Source organism: Mesorhizobium sp. M0904, assembly GCF_040319475.1.
Lineage (GTDB): Bacteria > Pseudomonadota > Alphaproteobacteria > Rhizobiales > Rhizobiaceae > Mesorhizobium.
On sequence record NZ_JAMYOC010000046.1, the window covers coordinates 1 to 14,729 of the forward strand.

General features: G+C 56.5%; 16 protein-coding genes. 1 reads left to right on the forward strand and 15 read right to left on the reverse strand.

Annotated features, from left to right (window positions below; translation table 11 throughout):
- Nucleotides 1–153: 153 nt before the first annotated feature.
- On the reverse strand, nucleotides 154–339 hold the full coding sequence (locus tag NKH80_RS29595; RefSeq protein WP_352995530.1) for a hypothetical protein: 186 nt from the start codon (nucleotides 337–339) through the stop codon (nucleotides 154–156).
- Entirely contained in the window at nucleotides 336–554 is a 219-nt protein-coding gene (locus NKH80_RS29600) for a tyrosine-type recombinase/integrase (RefSeq protein ID WP_502901009.1), read from the reverse strand. The genes NKH80_RS29595 and NKH80_RS29600 overlap by 4 nt, the downstream gene beginning before the upstream one ends.
- Between NKH80_RS29600 and NKH80_RS30200 the strand changes: the two genes are divergently transcribed.
- Nucleotides 477–851: a GMC oxidoreductase gene (locus NKH80_RS30200; protein WP_502901008.1), complete on the forward strand. Its 375-nt coding sequence runs from the start codon at nucleotides 477–479 to the stop codon at nucleotides 849–851. The genes NKH80_RS29600 and NKH80_RS30200 overlap by 78 nt on opposite strands.
- A 179-nt stretch (nucleotides 852–1,030) precedes the next feature.
- Here the strand turns inward: NKH80_RS30200 and NKH80_RS29610 are convergent, their stop codons facing one another.
- From NKH80_RS29610 to NKH80_RS29670, 13 genes are all read right to left on the reverse strand, one after another.
- On the reverse strand, nucleotides 1,031–1,741 hold the full coding sequence (locus tag NKH80_RS29610) for an ATP-binding cassette domain-containing protein (protein WP_352995537.1): 711 nt from the start codon (nucleotides 1,739–1,741) through the stop codon (nucleotides 1,031–1,033).
- The gene (locus tag NKH80_RS29615) at nucleotides 1,738–3,435 is read right to left on the reverse strand and encodes a branched-chain amino acid ABC transporter ATP-binding protein/permease (protein ID WP_352995539.1); all 1,698 of its coding nucleotides are present in this window, start codon (nucleotides 3,433–3,435) and stop codon (nucleotides 1,738–1,740) included. Before NKH80_RS29615 ends, NKH80_RS29610 begins: the two co-directional genes overlap by 4 nt.
- 151 nt (nucleotides 3,436–3,586) lie before the next feature.
- Nucleotides 3,587–4,438, reverse strand: a complete 852-nt coding sequence (locus tag NKH80_RS29620) for a branched-chain amino acid ABC transporter permease (RefSeq protein ID WP_352995541.1) — start codon at nucleotides 4,436–4,438, stop codon at nucleotides 3,587–3,589.
- A gap of 74 nt (nucleotides 4,439–4,512) precedes the next feature.
- Nucleotides 4,513–5,724, reverse strand: a complete 1,212-nt coding sequence (locus tag NKH80_RS29625) for a substrate-binding protein (RefSeq protein ID WP_352995543.1) — start codon at nucleotides 5,722–5,724, stop codon at nucleotides 4,513–4,515.
- 74 nt (nucleotides 5,725–5,798) lie between these two features.
- Nucleotides 5,799–6,491: a cysteine hydrolase family protein gene (locus NKH80_RS29630; RefSeq protein ID WP_352995546.1), complete on the reverse strand. Its 693-nt coding sequence runs from the start codon at nucleotides 6,489–6,491 to the stop codon at nucleotides 5,799–5,801.
- 608 nt (nucleotides 6,492–7,099) lie between these two features.
- A complete protein-coding gene (locus NKH80_RS29635) occupies nucleotides 7,100–7,363 on the reverse strand; it encodes a transposase (RefSeq protein WP_352995549.1) in 264 nt (87 codons plus the stop codon).
- 86 nt (nucleotides 7,364–7,449) lie between these two features.
- Nucleotides 7,450–8,316 (reverse strand): NAD(P)-binding domain-containing protein, encoded by an 867-nt coding sequence (locus NKH80_RS29640; protein WP_352995552.1) that lies wholly within the window; start codon nucleotides 8,314–8,316, stop codon nucleotides 7,450–7,452.
- Nucleotides 8,317–8,740: 424 nt separating this feature from the next.
- Nucleotides 8,741–9,448, reverse strand: coding sequence for an ABC transporter ATP-binding protein (locus NKH80_RS29645; RefSeq protein WP_352995555.1), 708 nt, complete (start codon nucleotides 9,446–9,448; stop codon nucleotides 8,741–8,743).
- The gene (locus NKH80_RS29650) at nucleotides 9,445–10,203 is read right to left on the reverse strand and encodes an ABC transporter ATP-binding protein (RefSeq protein WP_352995558.1); all 759 of its coding nucleotides are present in this window, start codon (nucleotides 10,201–10,203) and stop codon (nucleotides 9,445–9,447) included. The genes NKH80_RS29645 and NKH80_RS29650 overlap by 4 nt, the downstream gene beginning before the upstream one ends.
- Nucleotides 10,200–11,087 carry a branched-chain amino acid ABC transporter permease gene (locus tag NKH80_RS29655; protein WP_352995560.1) on the reverse strand — a complete coding sequence of 296 codons (888 nt, stop codon included), beginning with the start codon at nucleotides 11,085–11,087 and terminating at the stop codon, nucleotides 10,200–10,202. Before NKH80_RS29655 ends, NKH80_RS29650 begins: the two co-directional genes overlap by 4 nt.
- Nucleotides 11,087–11,953, reverse strand: coding sequence for a branched-chain amino acid ABC transporter permease (locus tag NKH80_RS29660; protein ID WP_352995562.1), 867 nt, complete (start codon nucleotides 11,951–11,953; stop codon nucleotides 11,087–11,089). Before NKH80_RS29660 ends, NKH80_RS29655 begins: the two co-directional genes overlap by 1 nt.
- A gap of 60 nt (nucleotides 11,954–12,013) precedes the next feature.
- Entirely contained in the window at nucleotides 12,014–13,231 is a 1,218-nt protein-coding gene (locus tag NKH80_RS29665) for an ABC transporter substrate-binding protein (protein WP_352995564.1), read from the reverse strand.
- 34 nt (nucleotides 13,232–13,265) lie between these two features.
- The gene (locus NKH80_RS29670; RefSeq protein WP_352995567.1) at nucleotides 13,266–14,501 is read right to left on the reverse strand and encodes a metal-dependent hydrolase family protein; all 1,236 of its coding nucleotides are present in this window, start codon (nucleotides 14,499–14,501) and stop codon (nucleotides 13,266–13,268) included.
- Between the last annotated feature and the right edge of the window lie 228 nt (nucleotides 14,502–14,729).

Genomic DNA, 14,729 nt, shown 5'->3' on the forward strand with positions numbered 1-14,729 from the left:
AAGCTCCTCGGCTCCTTGCTTCAGTGTCAGTATGTCTCGCTCATCACCTCAAGCCGCGCCAGATGGGGTCAGCTTGGCGCTTACGGTCAAACTCCTGCTCGAAGAATATCATCGCGTCTCACCATCGAAAGCTTGACTCCGGCACCGCGGTGCTCAGGTGCTCATGGCCGCCGGATACGCACGTCTGCGGTCTTCACCGGCCTTCACCGGATGGGTACTGCGGTACTGCTCTCGGTGGCAGAGGACTATTTGTCCGAACGCCGCGCCCTTGGTTTCGCCCTCAGGATGCAGGGCCATCAAGTCACCGCCTTCGCCTTGTTTGCCGACGAGCGCGGTCATAGTGGCCCGCTCACTAACGATATCGTTCTGAACTGGGTGCAAGGCCAGGCCAAACCGGCCAGTCCTTTCTCATGGGCCACCGCTGCAAGATTGGTCAGATCGACCTTTGCGTAAATGGCGGACGTGTCGAGGCTTCGATGCCGCAGGATGTCCGCAATCTCCTTCATCGGCGCGCCGGCGCGCAGAAGTCGGCTCGCCATGCTGTGGCGGAGAATGTGGACACCGGTCCGCGTCCATCCACATCGTCGGTAGCCGGCCAGCACTGCGCGTTTGACGCTCTTGGTCGTGCTAACCGCTTACTTTACGGACGGGTGCGAGGCGTTGAAAATCTTTTGGTCGCCAACGGCAGCCTCATTCCGGAGGCGCCAGGCGTCAATCCTCAAATGACCGTCATGGTCCTGGCATTCCGGGCTTCGGAAGCAGCAATCGGTCATTCCGCGCAAGAACGCGCCCGGTCAGCGGTCAGAGACAGAAACTATGAGACCTGTGCGCTGCTAGGCGATTATTGTTAGATTTGCGCGATTTCCTGACCGGTGCGACCCCCGTCATTTCGTTCGGTTTCGGTGGTCTCAAGCGCCGTCCCGGCTTTCTGCAGAAGGCCGGAACGGTGCATAGATGCGCCGGCTTGGCTTGCCGATGTCTTCTCGCGCATCAGAATTGGCTGACCTTAGCGCTCTTCTCCATAATCCTATCAGATACTCAGATGCTCGGTGATGTGATCGATTGCACCTGCTTCAGCGAAGCTGCCTTCGGCTCGGATTTCCCCTCGCTCCATCAAGCCATAACGAGTGGCAAATCCGGCTACGAAGTCGACGTTCTGCTCAACCACCAGAATGGTGGTATTCCGTTCGGCATGATCGCGCATGAGAACGTTTCGAACCCGATTAACCGTGATGGGCTGAAGCCCTTCCGTCACCTCATCCAGAAGAACAAGCTTGGGCTTGGGTAAAAGGGCTCGTGCAACCTTGACCATCGCCTGCTCACCGCCGCTCAAGGTCCCTGCGCGCTGGCGCAATCGATTAGCAATGAAGGGGAACATCTCGATCACGCCATCCCGACCACCGACAAACTCGCTTTTGCTCAATGAAAGGCTGCCAAGCCGGAGATTCTCGTCCACAGTTAGATCATTGAAGAACGCCTTCTCCTGAGGAGCGCAGGCGAGCCCGAACGAGATGATCCGGTGCGTCGGCATACCGACGACCTCTTTTTCCAGGACCTTGATGCTGCCAGCGGTCGGCTTCAGAACACCCAAGATGGTCTGCAGCAGGGTCGTCTTTCCCGCCCCATTCTTTCCGATTAGAGCGTAGATGTCACCGGCCTTGATCTTTAGCTTGGCGCCGGACAGCACTTCGACTGCGCCATAGCCCGAATGGAGTTGGTCACAGCTCAGGACTGAACTCACTTCATATTCTCCTTGTGTGACCGGCCAAGGTACGCATCGCGAACGATGTCAGAATTCGAGACTTCCTCGACCGTGCCGTTGGCGACAAGCTGCCCGTTAACAAGGACGATAATGCGCGTACTGATCCGCTTAACGAACTCAAAGTCATGCTCGATCAGAATGATCGCCAGCTGACCTGTTGTAACCAGCCGCGTCAGAACGTCGCCGACCATGGACCTCTCATGCGTCGTGAGACCTGCCGTGGGCTCATCCAGAATGAGGACGCTGGGCTGCAGAGCCAGAACCATCGCCAGCTCAAGTGCCTGTCTCTGACCGTGGCTGATGTCTTTAGCCGGGATGTTCCACACATGCTTTAGTCCTAGGGATTCCGCGACCTCCGCCGAGCCACGGGGAAGGATTACCGTGCTGTGTCGATTCCAGATGCTCGGGACTTTGCCCCTCCAGGTGGCAATCTTGAGGCATTCACCGACCGTCAGTGTTTCAAAAATACTCGCAGCCTGGAACTTGCGCCCGACGCCTAGTCCCATGATGACCTCAGGCGGATTACGCTCGATCGACTTTCCATCGATAAGGATCGATCCGGAGGATCGCTCATCGCCATCAGAGATACATTTGACCAGCGAGGTCTTTCCGGCCCCGTTTGGACCCACGATGCTCAAGAGCTCACCACGCTGCACCGTAAGAGACACATCTGTGAGCGCTTGAAAGCTGCCGAACCTCTTCGATACGTTCGATAGGTCGAGCACGGTCTGGCCTGCAGCGCTCGATACTGCCGGCGACCGTGTTTCGGACAACGTGTCTGCACCCGCATCCGTATTTGCCATGAACGCCGTATTGAGCCCAAACACGGACAAAGCTGACTTGATTCCCTCCCATACAGCTGGCAAGACGCCACGCGGAAGGAACAGGACGACAAGAACGAATGTCAGTCCAAGCAACCCCTGCCAGTACAATGGAATGGTCGTGGAAAGTTGCGGCGTGACGACCGTAATAAGGATCGCGGCGAGTGCTGGTCCAATGATGGTGGCCCGGCCGCCCAGAATGACCCAGATCAGGACGTTCGTCGCGAACGTCATCCCGAAAAGCGAGGGAGCCACTACTGTCGTATAGAGGGAATAGAATACACCGACAGCCGCGAGAAGCGCATTGCAGACGGAAAAGACCACCGTCTTGATCAGGGGTGTTCTAATCCCAATGTAGCGGCACCGGGCTTCGTTGTCCCGCACAGCCCTCAAGACAAGGCCGAAGTCACTACCTACTATCCTGAGTGCGGCACCACCAAAAGCCAACAGGCCGATCCCGGCAATCACATACCAGCTCTGATTGTTGAGTGAGAACGTGGTAAAGCCACTCAGGCCGTTACTGCCTCCAGTGGCTGCGCCGCCGTAGAGCACAGCTTGCCCAAACAGGACGGAAACTCCCAATGTCACGACTGCAACATAGAACTCCGAAACCTTCGTCCGGCCGTAGAATGCGAGCCACCCGATCAGTGCGCTGAGCAAACCTGCTGCAATCATAGCCACGGCCAGTGCCGCTGCAGCTGTTGCAGCGGATGGTGAGACGTGGACGAACAGCATGCCGAGTGCATATGCACCGGTGCCAAACATCGCGGCCGAGGCGAACGTCAGGATTCCTGCGTACCCCCAGATAACGTCAGTGCTAAGTGCGACCAACCCGAAAATGAAGGCCTGCACCAGTAGTCCCGATGAATAGCCTCCAAGAACCAGGCTTGGGGCCAATACAAGGAAGGATGCGAAGACAGCTCCAATGTGCGAGCGGGATACTCGCCATCGTGGCGAAGCAGGTGTATCAGAGGGACGATCAACCGCGGACATCACTCGGCTCCTAGCGCGATCTTAGAAATGAGCTGATACCGTCCGGGAAGAGACGGAGCAGCAGGATTGGAATGGCGATCACGAGCAGGCTCCCCACGACAGGAGCCACAAAGTAGGTCGCCAGCACCTGAGCTGCGGCCAGTCCCACGGCACTCAGCAGCAGCGCTGGCAACGAAATACCGGCAGCCAGAACCACCATGAATGCTGTAACCACCCATGGTGTACCCATGTTCGGGTCCACACTGGACATCGGTACAATGACCGCGCCGGCAAATGCAGCAAGGGCGCTGCCTAGGGCAAAAGTAATTGAATTCACGCGGTTTGTATTGATGCCAAGGGTCCGTGCCAAAGCCGGATTCATGATGACCGCGCGCGCGATCATGCCGACGTCGGTGTATCGGGCAACCAGCGTCAAACCGATACCAATTAACAGCGCGACGCCGATTGTGAAGATCTTGTAGGGGGATACAAATATACCGGCGATCTGGAAGGGATCACCCGAAACGATTTCATCGACAAAATGAGTGGATCGACCGAATCGATCTGAAAGGATCTGTATAATGATGATCGCCAAGCCCCATGTCGCCAAAATCGTATCAAGAGGCCTCCCGTAAAGCCGGCGCACTACAAGCAGTTCTACAATCAGACCTAAGATGAAACCGACGGCTGCGGCGAGTAGGAGAGAGAGCAACGGATTCCAGCCGTTCTGCGACACAACGACTGCAGCATAGCCGCCGATAGTCAGGAAGGCACCATGCGCGAGATTCACGACACCCATGATGCTTAAGACAATGAGGAGCCCAACCGATACAGTGAAGAACACACTGGCCGTGGTGATGACATTCAAGGCATGCTCGAGCATGATGTATCTTTTGCAGTTCGGTTCGAGAAGGGGCCAGCCGCAACGGCACGGCTGGCCTGGCTGGTTAGCTGATCCTATTTCGGCATTCCGAACGGCGGCTGGGGATCGCATTGCTTCGGGGGCTGCTGCACTCCGAGCGACTCCACGACCTTATAAATTCCCTCCGCCGTCGCCTGTGCGATATAGATCGGCATCGCCGCATGCCTATCCGGCGTCAAGCGTATTGTGCCTTTGGGGCTGCCCTCGAACTCGACCTCTGATAGGGCCTTGATCACAGCTGACGTCTCCGTCGTGCCCGCTTTGTTTACGGCCAGGGCATAGAGATGTACCGAATCATAGGCTGGCTCAGAGTAGATTCCCGGCGCCTTCATGTCGTCGCCGAACTTCGCTCTAAGCGCAGAAAGGTATTTCCGATTCGCCTCGCTTGGGTCCGTCATGAAGTAGCTGGCAATCATGTATGAGCCTTCGGCAGCCCTGCCGACGGCCTCCAGGGTCGTATCATCGAGCGCAAGGTTGGCCACCACCTTCAAAGACTGCATGAGCCCAGATGACCGGGCCTGCTTGAAGAAAGCGACGTTGTCGGGCGTGCCACCCAATGCCGAAAGGAGAACGTCGGCGCCCGAGTTGCGGATTTTGGTGATGACCGGGCTGTAGTCGGTGGTGTTGTAGGGGGTGAACTCTTCGCCTAAGATCGTGAGGCCAAATTCCGGAGCAGCCTTCTTCACCATCTCGATTACGATGCGCCCCCAGTTGATGTCACTACCCACGATGAAGATCTTGAAGGCGCCTTTGCTCTTCAGGAACTTGAGATATGGCACGACCTTCTGGGGCTCAATCTCGCCTGCGGTATACAAGATTGGTCGGCAGTCCCCACCCTCATAAGCATTGGCGTAGATCGCAGGAATATTTGCTTTCTCGGCAACGGGCAGAACCGCGACCCGTGCAGCAGAGGTTTCTCTGAAGATGACCGCGTCAACCCCTTCAGCAACAATTTTCTCCCAGACCTGGCGTGCGATGTTGGGATCGCTTGCATCATCGGCGACCTTCAACTCTAGCCTGCCTCCGAGCACACCACCAGCAGCATTGACCTCATCAACCGCCAATTGAGCGCTTTGCATTCCGGCTTCGCCAATGAGACTTATATTCCCACTGAATTCCGTGACGAAGCCTACCGTGGCTCCCTTTTCGTTTGATTGACCTTGAGCATTCCATGCGCAGAGCCCCATCGCACTGGCGGCCAAAAGGCTCAAGCTTAACCCATATTTCCTCACCACAAAAAACTGCATTGGTCTATCTCCTCACCTATCCGTTTCTCTGACTTGGGTTTGGATTCGGTTGATCGGATCAGCCGGATCTATCTCTAGGCATTGACGACCTTCCGCACCCCTCCCCGTATCTCGTGAACAATTCCATCTGTGTCTTTCACGACGCAGTAGGCGGCCGGCAGGATCTCAAGCGCAAAACGCTGATGCTCCTCACTCATTGCTGCGCATGCGTCGCTCACAAGCACCACGTTGTAGCCACGATCGCCGGCATCCCGAACTGCCGTTTCAACGCAGTAATTTGTGTTCACACCGGTGACGATCAGCGTATCAACACCGAGATTCCGAAGGATCTGATCGATGGCGGTCGAGTTGAACACCCCCGAAGCGCCTTTCGTCAGCACGATCTCGTTTTCCAAAGGCTTGATTTCATCGAGGATCTCGCTTTCGCGAGAGTTCGCTGGAGCAAGCAAGTTCAGCCGCTTGTGCTCGATGCTGACATCACGGCAATCCTTCACAAGGGAGGCGATGCGCGGATAGATGACCTGGACCCCGGCATTGCGGCAAACCGCGAGCAGCCTTTGAGTATTTGGAATTACTACCTGTTCGATCTGTTGGAAGTAGTACTCGTACCGATGGGCCACTCCAAGACGCTTGGCCTCTGCTCCCATGCCGTAATCCCGATGGGCATCCAGATATTGCATGTCAACAATCACCAGCGCGGTCTTCTCTGGCACAATATCGAAATTGATTGTTTTCAGTACTCTGGCAAAGACTTCAGAGTCGCGCATGGTTTCTCCTCCCGGGAAGCTCTCTGTAGGCTGATAGGCTCAAGCTGCAAGTTCGTTCTTAACGAGGTTTCACTCGTTCATGATCCTAAGGATCGATCCTTTCCCTTGACCGGTCGGAACGCTCAGCATGGTCGCTATACGACAACTCAGCGGGGCCGGCTCATTCGCATTGACCAGTGACCCCTTGGGAGGCGCATCTGGATCAGTCGGAAACAGCCACCATGGGGATGTCTTCGCCGCCATCGCACGCACTCTCCTCCCTTTCTATTGACTCATATCATTTCTATAATGAACCATACCAATTACGTGGAGCTTCGCAAGATTAATTTTGCACCTAGGCGCAATAACTGCTCTATAGCACGCGATAAGGAGCCCAGGACCCGAGGGGTGCGGCGCGCGACGACGTCTCAGACCAGGGAAGCGGCCATGGGCGGGCCGCTGATGCCGATGTGGCCGTGCCCTGGCGAACAGGATGGCGGCATTACTTAGGATGGGAGCCGATGATCGGCAGGTTGTCTGGCGTCGAGGGCCGCACGCCCATCCAGTTGCTCACCTCGGTGACGGCCAGGTCTGGCAGCATGGTGCATGCACACCGCCAAGTTCGATCGTCACCATGCTGGGCTTGCGGCCTTACGATGAGGGGCGCGTGACTTCGGCGGCGTCGGCGGCGCTGGCAGCGCCTCGACAATCTCAACGGGAATCAATTGGAGTGACGGCGCAGAGATCCGGCAGAGCTGGTTGCGCCACCGGAAAAGCTGGCTCACATGGACACTGGCCGAGCGCGCGATTTCTGAAATACTGGTCCCCGGCTCAAGCGTCGCCGCCACCAGCCGCTTCTTCTCCTCACGAGACCGCTCGACCGATGTGATCACCTCAACACGCTGCGTTTGTCATAGCAATAACCCTAGTGCTTGCACTAGGCTGAGCCGTGGCAGACGGTCGGCACGATTCCCCGGGTTTAGGATGGCTCGCACCTTGTATGTGGGCCGTTTTCAGATTTCCAGTCGTCTCGCAAGCGCGCCATACGCTTTAACATCAACTCAACAATCCCCAAAAGCTGACCGCTAATCTGCTCTTTATGGCGGAGCGCGACCTCTGTTACTCCACCAGGCGTCGCCCTGTCGCTTTCGACTTGTTGCGAGCCCTCGCTACTGCCAAGTGATCGCCTCGCCAATTCGTTGAAAACGATGCTCTCCACCTCATCCTTGAATTGACTCGGGAGCCCATTAGCCTTGAGGCTAGCCTCAACCGTTCTCGAAATTGCCGACTTGAGGAGCGTCAGAAGCGGGCCAGCTAGAAGCGTAGTAAGATCATAGAGGTGCTCTTCGTGGATCCATACCACTGGTCCCAGTAACTCTAAAACCGCCTTTGCGACATGTGTCCGGGAATCACGCAATGCGTGTGCGTCCAAAAGTCCGACGGATGTGATGTGTCCACCCTCTTGTGGAATCCCCGGACTCAGCCGAACAACCAGCGCTTGTGGGAGCGTCTCTCGCACGCATCGGACGGATGTGTCTATCCCCATTGCGCATACGACGCCATCGAAGTTGCGTAGCCGTGGGCGTGAAGAGAGATGGAGAAGAGCTTGATTAGGAATAGCAGAAAGCAAAACGTACGACTTTGCAATAATACCAAAATCCACGGCACCGCTGGCTTCTCCGCCGCGCGCGATCAACTGATCACCGCTCTCGTACCTTCGGCTCCAGAGGGCTACATTTGCCCCTCTGGATTCCAATCGACTTGCGAGTGCGGAGCCAAGCCTTCCTGCACCTAAGATGCCCACACGGTTGAAGTATTCGTCGACACTGGCGTCGCTTTTGATCATCGGAAAAGCCTCGACGTATGAAGTGAAGAGTGAGAGTCCAGTTAAGTCGATGAGCACTCCGCGGCACTGGGCGGAATACAGCGCTATCACAAGGCGACCCAGCCAATTTCGGAGCCGGCTGCTGGGTAAGACCAGGCGGACCCGGCTCGCCCGCGCTTGTGCCCGAAAACTTCAGTTTGTCATTCGCCGTACCGGTCGAGCGCCAAGGCGTGGTTTTCGGCACGAGCTGGCGCGGAGGCCGGACCGAATAAGGCGGATGCGCCAATGGCGGCGGCAATGATCGGACTTCTCCAGCGATTGAATGCTACTCTCCCCTCCCGATTTGGGACCGCGAAGATCGCTGCGGCATGTCTGTCACGTTCATCAGAAGCGCGGCAAACGTACCCCCGATGAACTTTCCCGTTAGATTGACAGGCGATTTCGGTTAGGTGGGATAGTGCCCAAGATAGAGGTCAGCAGCCTTCTCGTTGTTCAGCAGCTCGGACGCCGGCCCTTCCATGGCAATCCTGCCACCGTCCATGATGGCTCCTCGATTGGAGATCGCCAGCGCCTGACGGGCGCGCTGCTCGATTAGCAAGATACTGATTCCATCTGACGCCAAGCTCGCAATGCGGGCGAAGCTGTCCGCCACAAGCGCGGGGGAAAGCGCCGCGGTTGGCTCATCTAGCACCACGACCCTAGGCCGCGTCATCAATGCACGCGCATAAGCAAGCTGTTGCCGCTCACCACCCGAGAGACGTCCAGCCCGCGAGCGCTTGCGCTCAGCCAAGGCGGGGAAGAGGCGGAACATTTCGCCGATCCGGGCCTTGCGATCCTGCACTCCTTTGACGACTTCAAGGTTCTCCGTGATGGAGAGGGAAGGAAATATATTGGCGACCTGCGGCACATAGCCGATACCGTTCTGCGCCCGACTTTCGGGCGGCATGAACGTGATATCCTTACCCCCAAGCCGAACGGATCCACTGACGCGCGGCAGCAGCCCCAAGACGGCTTTTGCGACAGTCGACTTCCCGGCTCCGTTTGTTCCAGCAATCGTCAGGATTTCACCTTGTTTGAGCACGAGGTCAATTCCGTTCAGGATGTCGACCTCGCTATAGCCACCCCTGAGGCCCTCGATAGAAAGAACCGTCATGATGTACCTCCCAAGTATGCTTCACGCACCTGATTGTTCGACAACACTTCGGCGGGTGCTCCGGAGGCGATAAGGCGTCCGCGGTCCATAACATGCAGTGTCGTGACCAAACGTCTCAGGGCACCTAGGTCATGTTCAATAATGAGAAAACCGATGCCCTGTGCATTCAATTCTCGGATACGCTCTGCAATTTCCTCGATTAGTACTGGATTGACGCCCGCAAAGGGTTCATCCAACAAGATTAAACTCGCGCCAGTCATAAGTGCGCGCCCGAGTTCCACCAGCTTCTTTTGTCCGCCGGAGAGGCGGCCGGCAGGTGTGTTCGCGATGGGGGACAGTCGAAGGAAATCGAGCATCGCGTCAACGTCGCGAGATATCTTTTCTTCCTCAGTCCGAACGCGACCCGGGCTGATAAAAAGACTAATGAGGCTCTCACCGCTTTGTTTTGGCGCGGCCGCCATGAGGTTCTGTCGGACGGTAAGGTAACTGAATTCCCGAGGCACCTGGAAGGTCCGCACCATGCCGAACTGAGCTCGTTCGGCGGGCGGAAGGTGTCCAACCTCCTTGTCATCTAGGCGCACCCGTCCCTCGTTCGCGTCTAAGAAGCCAGTTACCAGAGAAAACAGGGTCGATTTCCCTGCACCATTGGGCCCGATCACTCCGACAATATCCCCTCCTGGAACCGTGAAAGATACATTGTCTACCACGCGCAGCGCACCGTATATCTTTGTGAGACCTTCGATCCTAAGTATCATCGCTTCGTAAAGTCCCCCATGAGGCCCTGCGGGCGATAGAGCATGAAGAGTACCAGCGTCAGACCGATGACACCGAGGCGAATACTCGTCATTTCGACTTCTGAAACAAACGGAATAATGTCACGAAAAAAACGGGATCCTTCCATGAGGACCATGAAAATAGTCGTGCCGGCGAGCGCACCGAGGGTGTGTCCGACACCACCGATGATAATCGCCATCCAAACGTAAAACGTGATAAGGGGAATGAACATCTCAGGCTCTATGAAGCCGATGTAGTGAGCGTAAAATCCTCCAGCCACGCCAGCAAGCGCGGCTCCGAGCGCTAGGACCTGGATCTTGAAACGAGCCGGATCCTTACCAAGGGCCTTCACGGCATCCTCGTTGTCGCGGATCGCTTCGATCATGCGTCCAAAGGGCGAGCGCACAATTCGAAACTTCGCGAGACCTGCCAGAACATTGACCGCGATAAGTACAATCAACACCGCGAAAGCCTGCGCCAGGCCGATACCCATGAACCCCATCAGTTTCGGGATGCCCGTGATGCCCTGTACTCCGTTCGTCAACCAGCCTTCGCTTGTAACGATGATCCTCACAACCTCTGAAAACCCGAGTGACACGATGGCAAAGTAATCGCTCTGTAGCCTCAGACTGACCAATCCAAGAGGCCAAGCGGCAAGCGCAGCAAGGCCGGCGGCCGCTAGAAATGCGATCGGCCAAGGAATCCCAACCTGAGCCATTAGGGCGGCTGTATAGGCGCCGATGCAAAAGAAACCGACATGACCAAAATTAATGATGCCGGTAAGGCCGTATTGCAGGTTCAGGCCAAGTCCCAGAAGGACGTAGATTGCGGTGATGATCCCGATTGCGATAAAGTAAGCTTCCATCAACGAGCTCCCTCAGTCTGCCCGAACAAGCCCGCCGGCCGTACCAGCAGCACAATCAACAGCACGACGAACGAAATCGCTATCTTATAGGTGAAGCCAACAAATGGAGTGGCAATCTCCTGCAGCGTACCCAAGAGGAGTCCCGCGCAGATAGCGCCGATTGGATTCCCTATACCGCCCAGAATTGCAGCCGCGAAAGCTGGTACCAACATGTCCCAGCCCATTTCCGGAGTGACAACCGTCTTGATGCCGTACATCACGCCCGCAACGCCCGAAACCGCACCGGCCAATGCCCAGAGTGCGACCATTACCTGAGTCGGAGAGATACCGGAAACTTGTGCAAGTCCGGGGTTATCGGCAACAGCGCGCATGCGTCGACCGATGGGTGTCGCATACAAGATCGAAAACGCTACAGCCAACGTTATAGCCGCGACCATCGCCGAATAGACGTCAATCGGTTGAATGCGGATGTCAAAGATACGCCACGGACGAACAAGCGGGAGTTGGAAAACCTGTTGCTGATGTCCGAAAGTCAAGGCAACGGCTGCGCGGATGAAGAAGGCCACGCCTATGGAGGCGAGAAGATTGGCCACCTTGGTTCTGCCGGCCAGTTTCCGGAACACCACAACATACATAGCCATGCCAACCCCGGCGCTCAGAACTGCACTAACAACGCCGCCAACGATGACCAACCCTGTGGTGCCGGATATGCCCAACGCAACAAAAGCCCCCGCCGTCATCATGTCCCCTGTGGCGGCGTTGGGAAACCGCGCGATGCCAAATACTAGGGTAATGGCAAGTGCGGCCAAACCAACGACCATACCCGAGATGAGGCCGCCGATGAGAAGTTCAACAAAGAATGTCATGACAACTCCATTAAGGAGGGGCGCGGCAACCTAAACTGCTTCGCCCCTCCTTCGCAGACTTTAGATCTTGATCACGTACTCTCGGTGTGCCTCGCCATTCGAGACTACCGAAACATCAAAATCAGGGAGGACGTCTGCCTGCTCGTTGAAGTCGACCGATGACGAGGCGCCTTCATAATTCACCTCGCCGGTTTTAAGTACCTCTTTGCCTTCAGCGAAACTGGAGACCTGCTTTCCAGGGGGGGTTGCGATTTCTCTAATCTTTGCGTTGATCTGCGCAACATCGGCGTTCGGCCCGGCTGCTTCCATCGCCAACGCGAGAACAATGACCATATCCCACGCCATCGCAGCATAGATGTTGGCTGTCCCTGGTTGGTTTATTGCCTTACGGTAGGCGGCATCGAAACTCTGATACGCGGTCGATGTTTCGGCGGAGATTGAGTTCACCACGAACAGGCCCTCGCTGGCGTCGGGGCCAATGGCGTTAAACAGATCTGGACCGGCTGCATGACCTGGGAGAAACCACTTCTGAGTTTCACCCGTCTGGAACCACTCGCGCAGAATTATGGTTGTATCTGGCAAATAGGAACCGGCCACAATGACGTCGGGGTCGGCGGCAAGCACCCGCTGAAGCTCCGATCGGTAACTGGGCTGTTTCGGCTCATAGACGACAGCCTCGACGACCTCGCCGCCCTTTTCTTCCCAGGCCTTGCGGAACCCTTCTACGATGCCAAGGGCAGAGGCATTGTTGAAGGCCATTGTCGCTGGGCGTTTGAAGCCTTGACGCCCGCAGGCCTCAGCGAAAGCTTTGCCGAACCCATCGCCCGTTGTGTTGAAACGATACACGAGGCCCTTCGAATTGATCGAAGGGCTAGTGATTTCTGGAGCGCCGGAGGTGCACATGAGAAGGATATTGGCATCGTTCGCCAATGGAATTGTCGCGAGCACCGCACCCGACGACCACATACCCACGAGAGCGTTCACCTTGTCGATCTCGATGAGTTTCTTAGCCACAAGGACTGCTTCTTGAGGCTGGCTTTGGTAGTCGTCGGCCACCACCTCGATCATGCGCCCTCCGGCGCCGCCCGCGGCATTAACCTCGTCTACCGCTGCCAAAATCATCTTCTGCATGCCCGTACCGTAAGGAGCACCGGCTCCAGTGATCGGATTTAGAGCGGCAATTCGGAAAGGTTGGTTTGCTTGGGCAAAACCTTTACCGGCCGACGCAAGGAACGTGGCGCTCGCCATGGTTGCTAGTATTTGTCTGCGGTTCATCATGTTATTCCCCTATTGAGTCTGGTTGGTTGCAGTGTCAGTTCAGTCCAACCCTTTTCACAATTATTCCCTCACGCATGATAAGCGGAACGTGCCTTCCCTGGTGAGTAAGGAGAGTTAGATCGTCTAAAGGGTTGCCATCAACGACGATCAAATCGGCAAACGCCCCAGACGCGATGGTTCCGATTTTCCCCTCCATGTGGCACAGCTTCGCAGCAACTGACGTAGCGGAGGCGATAATTTCGTGTGCTGGAAGGACACGCCCACGAATGATGAACTCCTCGGATTGATGCCGATGCATCTCACCAAGGAGGTCGCTGCCATAGGCCATAGGCAGTCCAGCTTCCCTCATGATGGCGAGAGACTCGAGGCCGGCGGACTGAACAATTTCGACCTTAGCAAGAGCGTCGGCCGGATAGCCATTGCTGGCCCCCTCGCTCAAAAGCTTATCGAATGTAACAAGGGTCGGAACGGCGATCGCGCCCTGACTTGCTGCATATTTTGCAGTTTCTGGCTGAATGAGGTTGCAGTGCTCCAAGGAGTGAATACCAGCTTCTGCGGCCCGCCGAATTGCGGCGTCGGTATAAAGGTGAGCAGCTACGTAAGTCCCAGCGTTCTTTGCCTCTTCAACCACTGCCACCAGCTCTTCGCGGGAGAAGCCGAGGAAGTGAATCGGATCTGTAGGCGAAGCCGCCCCCCCGTTCGCCATGATCTTGATGAAATCCGCGCCGCCTTTGATTTCCTCGCGTGCAGCCAGGCGAATGTCCGACACCCCATCGCAAACCCGGCCAAGGGCACCGAGAGGGAAGCCCGCGCGTATCTCAGGACGGCTGTTAAAACGGCCTCGAAAGTCACAATGCCCGCCGGTTTGGCTGAGTGCCTTGCCGGAAATCACGAGACGCGGGCCTAAGAAAATCCCCTCGTCGACGGCGCACTTCATGCCGAAATCAGCTCCGCCGGCGTCGCGGACGGTTGTGAAGCCTCTCATCAACATACCTCGCATAATGAGCGAGGATCGAGCGGCTACCAAGGAATCCGGCAGCTCAGCATTGCGCCCAAACGACGCGTTAACAGCAATGGTATGGACATGGCAGTCGATAAGGCCGGGCATCAAAATCTTACCGGTGAGATCGATCGTCTCTTCGGTTGGCGCAGTGATATTCTTGCCGACTTCGCAGATAATTCCGCCTTCGACGAGCACCTGCATCGGCTCCGTCGGCTCAGCCGCACTTCCGTCAACGAATCGGGCATTTTTGAACAAGTAACTGGACATGATTAGGTACCTCAGACTAGGCGCTCAAACGCGCTCGAGAAGTTGGTGCCGGTTGCCGCGCGAGTCCACCGAAAGCGAGGATGTTTCTCATCTAGGCTACCCCGGCACACGTGATGCTTTAGTCCTCCAAAGCAACGGACGGATCGAATTTCATATCGCTCTCCGTCAGCTGGGAAGGAAACCGGCTGGCAGCGGATCGTCCGCTTCCAGCACGAGGGTGGAAAATGC

Bases quoted from the DNA above. Each gene is read 5' to 3' on its own strand.
- NKH80_RS30200 (WP_502901008.1), top strand. From the start codon at position 477: ATGCCGCAGGATGTCCGCAATCTCCTTCATCGGCGCGCCGGCGCGCAG.
- NKH80_RS29595 (WP_352995530.1), bottom strand. From the start codon at position 339: ATGACCGCGCTCGTCGGCAAACAAGGCGAAGGCGGTGACTTGATGGCC.
- NKH80_RS29650 (WP_352995558.1), bottom strand. From the start codon at position 10,203: ATGATACTTAGGATCGAAGGTCTCACAAAGATATACGGTGCGCTGCGC.
- NKH80_RS29660 (WP_352995562.1), bottom strand. From the start codon at position 11,953: ATGACATTCTTTGTTGAACTTCTCATCGGCGGCCTCATCTCGGGTATG.
- NKH80_RS29640 (WP_352995552.1), bottom strand. From the start codon at position 8,316: ATGATCAAAAGCGACGCCAGTGTCGACGAATACTTCAACCGTGTGGGC.
- NKH80_RS29620 (WP_352995541.1), bottom strand. From the start codon at position 4,438: ATGCTCGAGCATGCCTTGAATGTCATCACCACGGCCAGTGTGTTCTTC.
- NKH80_RS29645 (WP_352995555.1), bottom strand. From the start codon at position 9,448: ATGACGGTTCTTTCTATCGAGGGCCTCAGGGGTGGCTATAGCGAGGTC.
- NKH80_RS29655 (WP_352995560.1), bottom strand. From the start codon at position 11,087: ATGGAAGCTTACTTTATCGCAATCGGGATCATCACCGCAATCTACGTC.
- NKH80_RS29625 (WP_352995543.1), bottom strand. From the start codon at position 5,724: ATGCAGTTTTTTGTGGTGAGGAAATATGGGTTAAGCTTGAGCCTTTTG.
- NKH80_RS29670 (WP_352995567.1), bottom strand. From the start codon at position 14,501: ATGTCCAGTTACTTGTTCAAAAATGCCCGATTCGTTGACGGAAGTGCG.
- NKH80_RS29630 (WP_352995546.1), bottom strand. From the start codon at position 6,491: ATGCGCGACTCTGAAGTCTTTGCCAGAGTACTGAAAACAATCAATTTC.
- NKH80_RS29665 (WP_352995564.1), bottom strand. From the start codon at position 13,231: ATGATGAACCGCAGACAAATACTAGCAACCATGGCGAGCGCCACGTTC.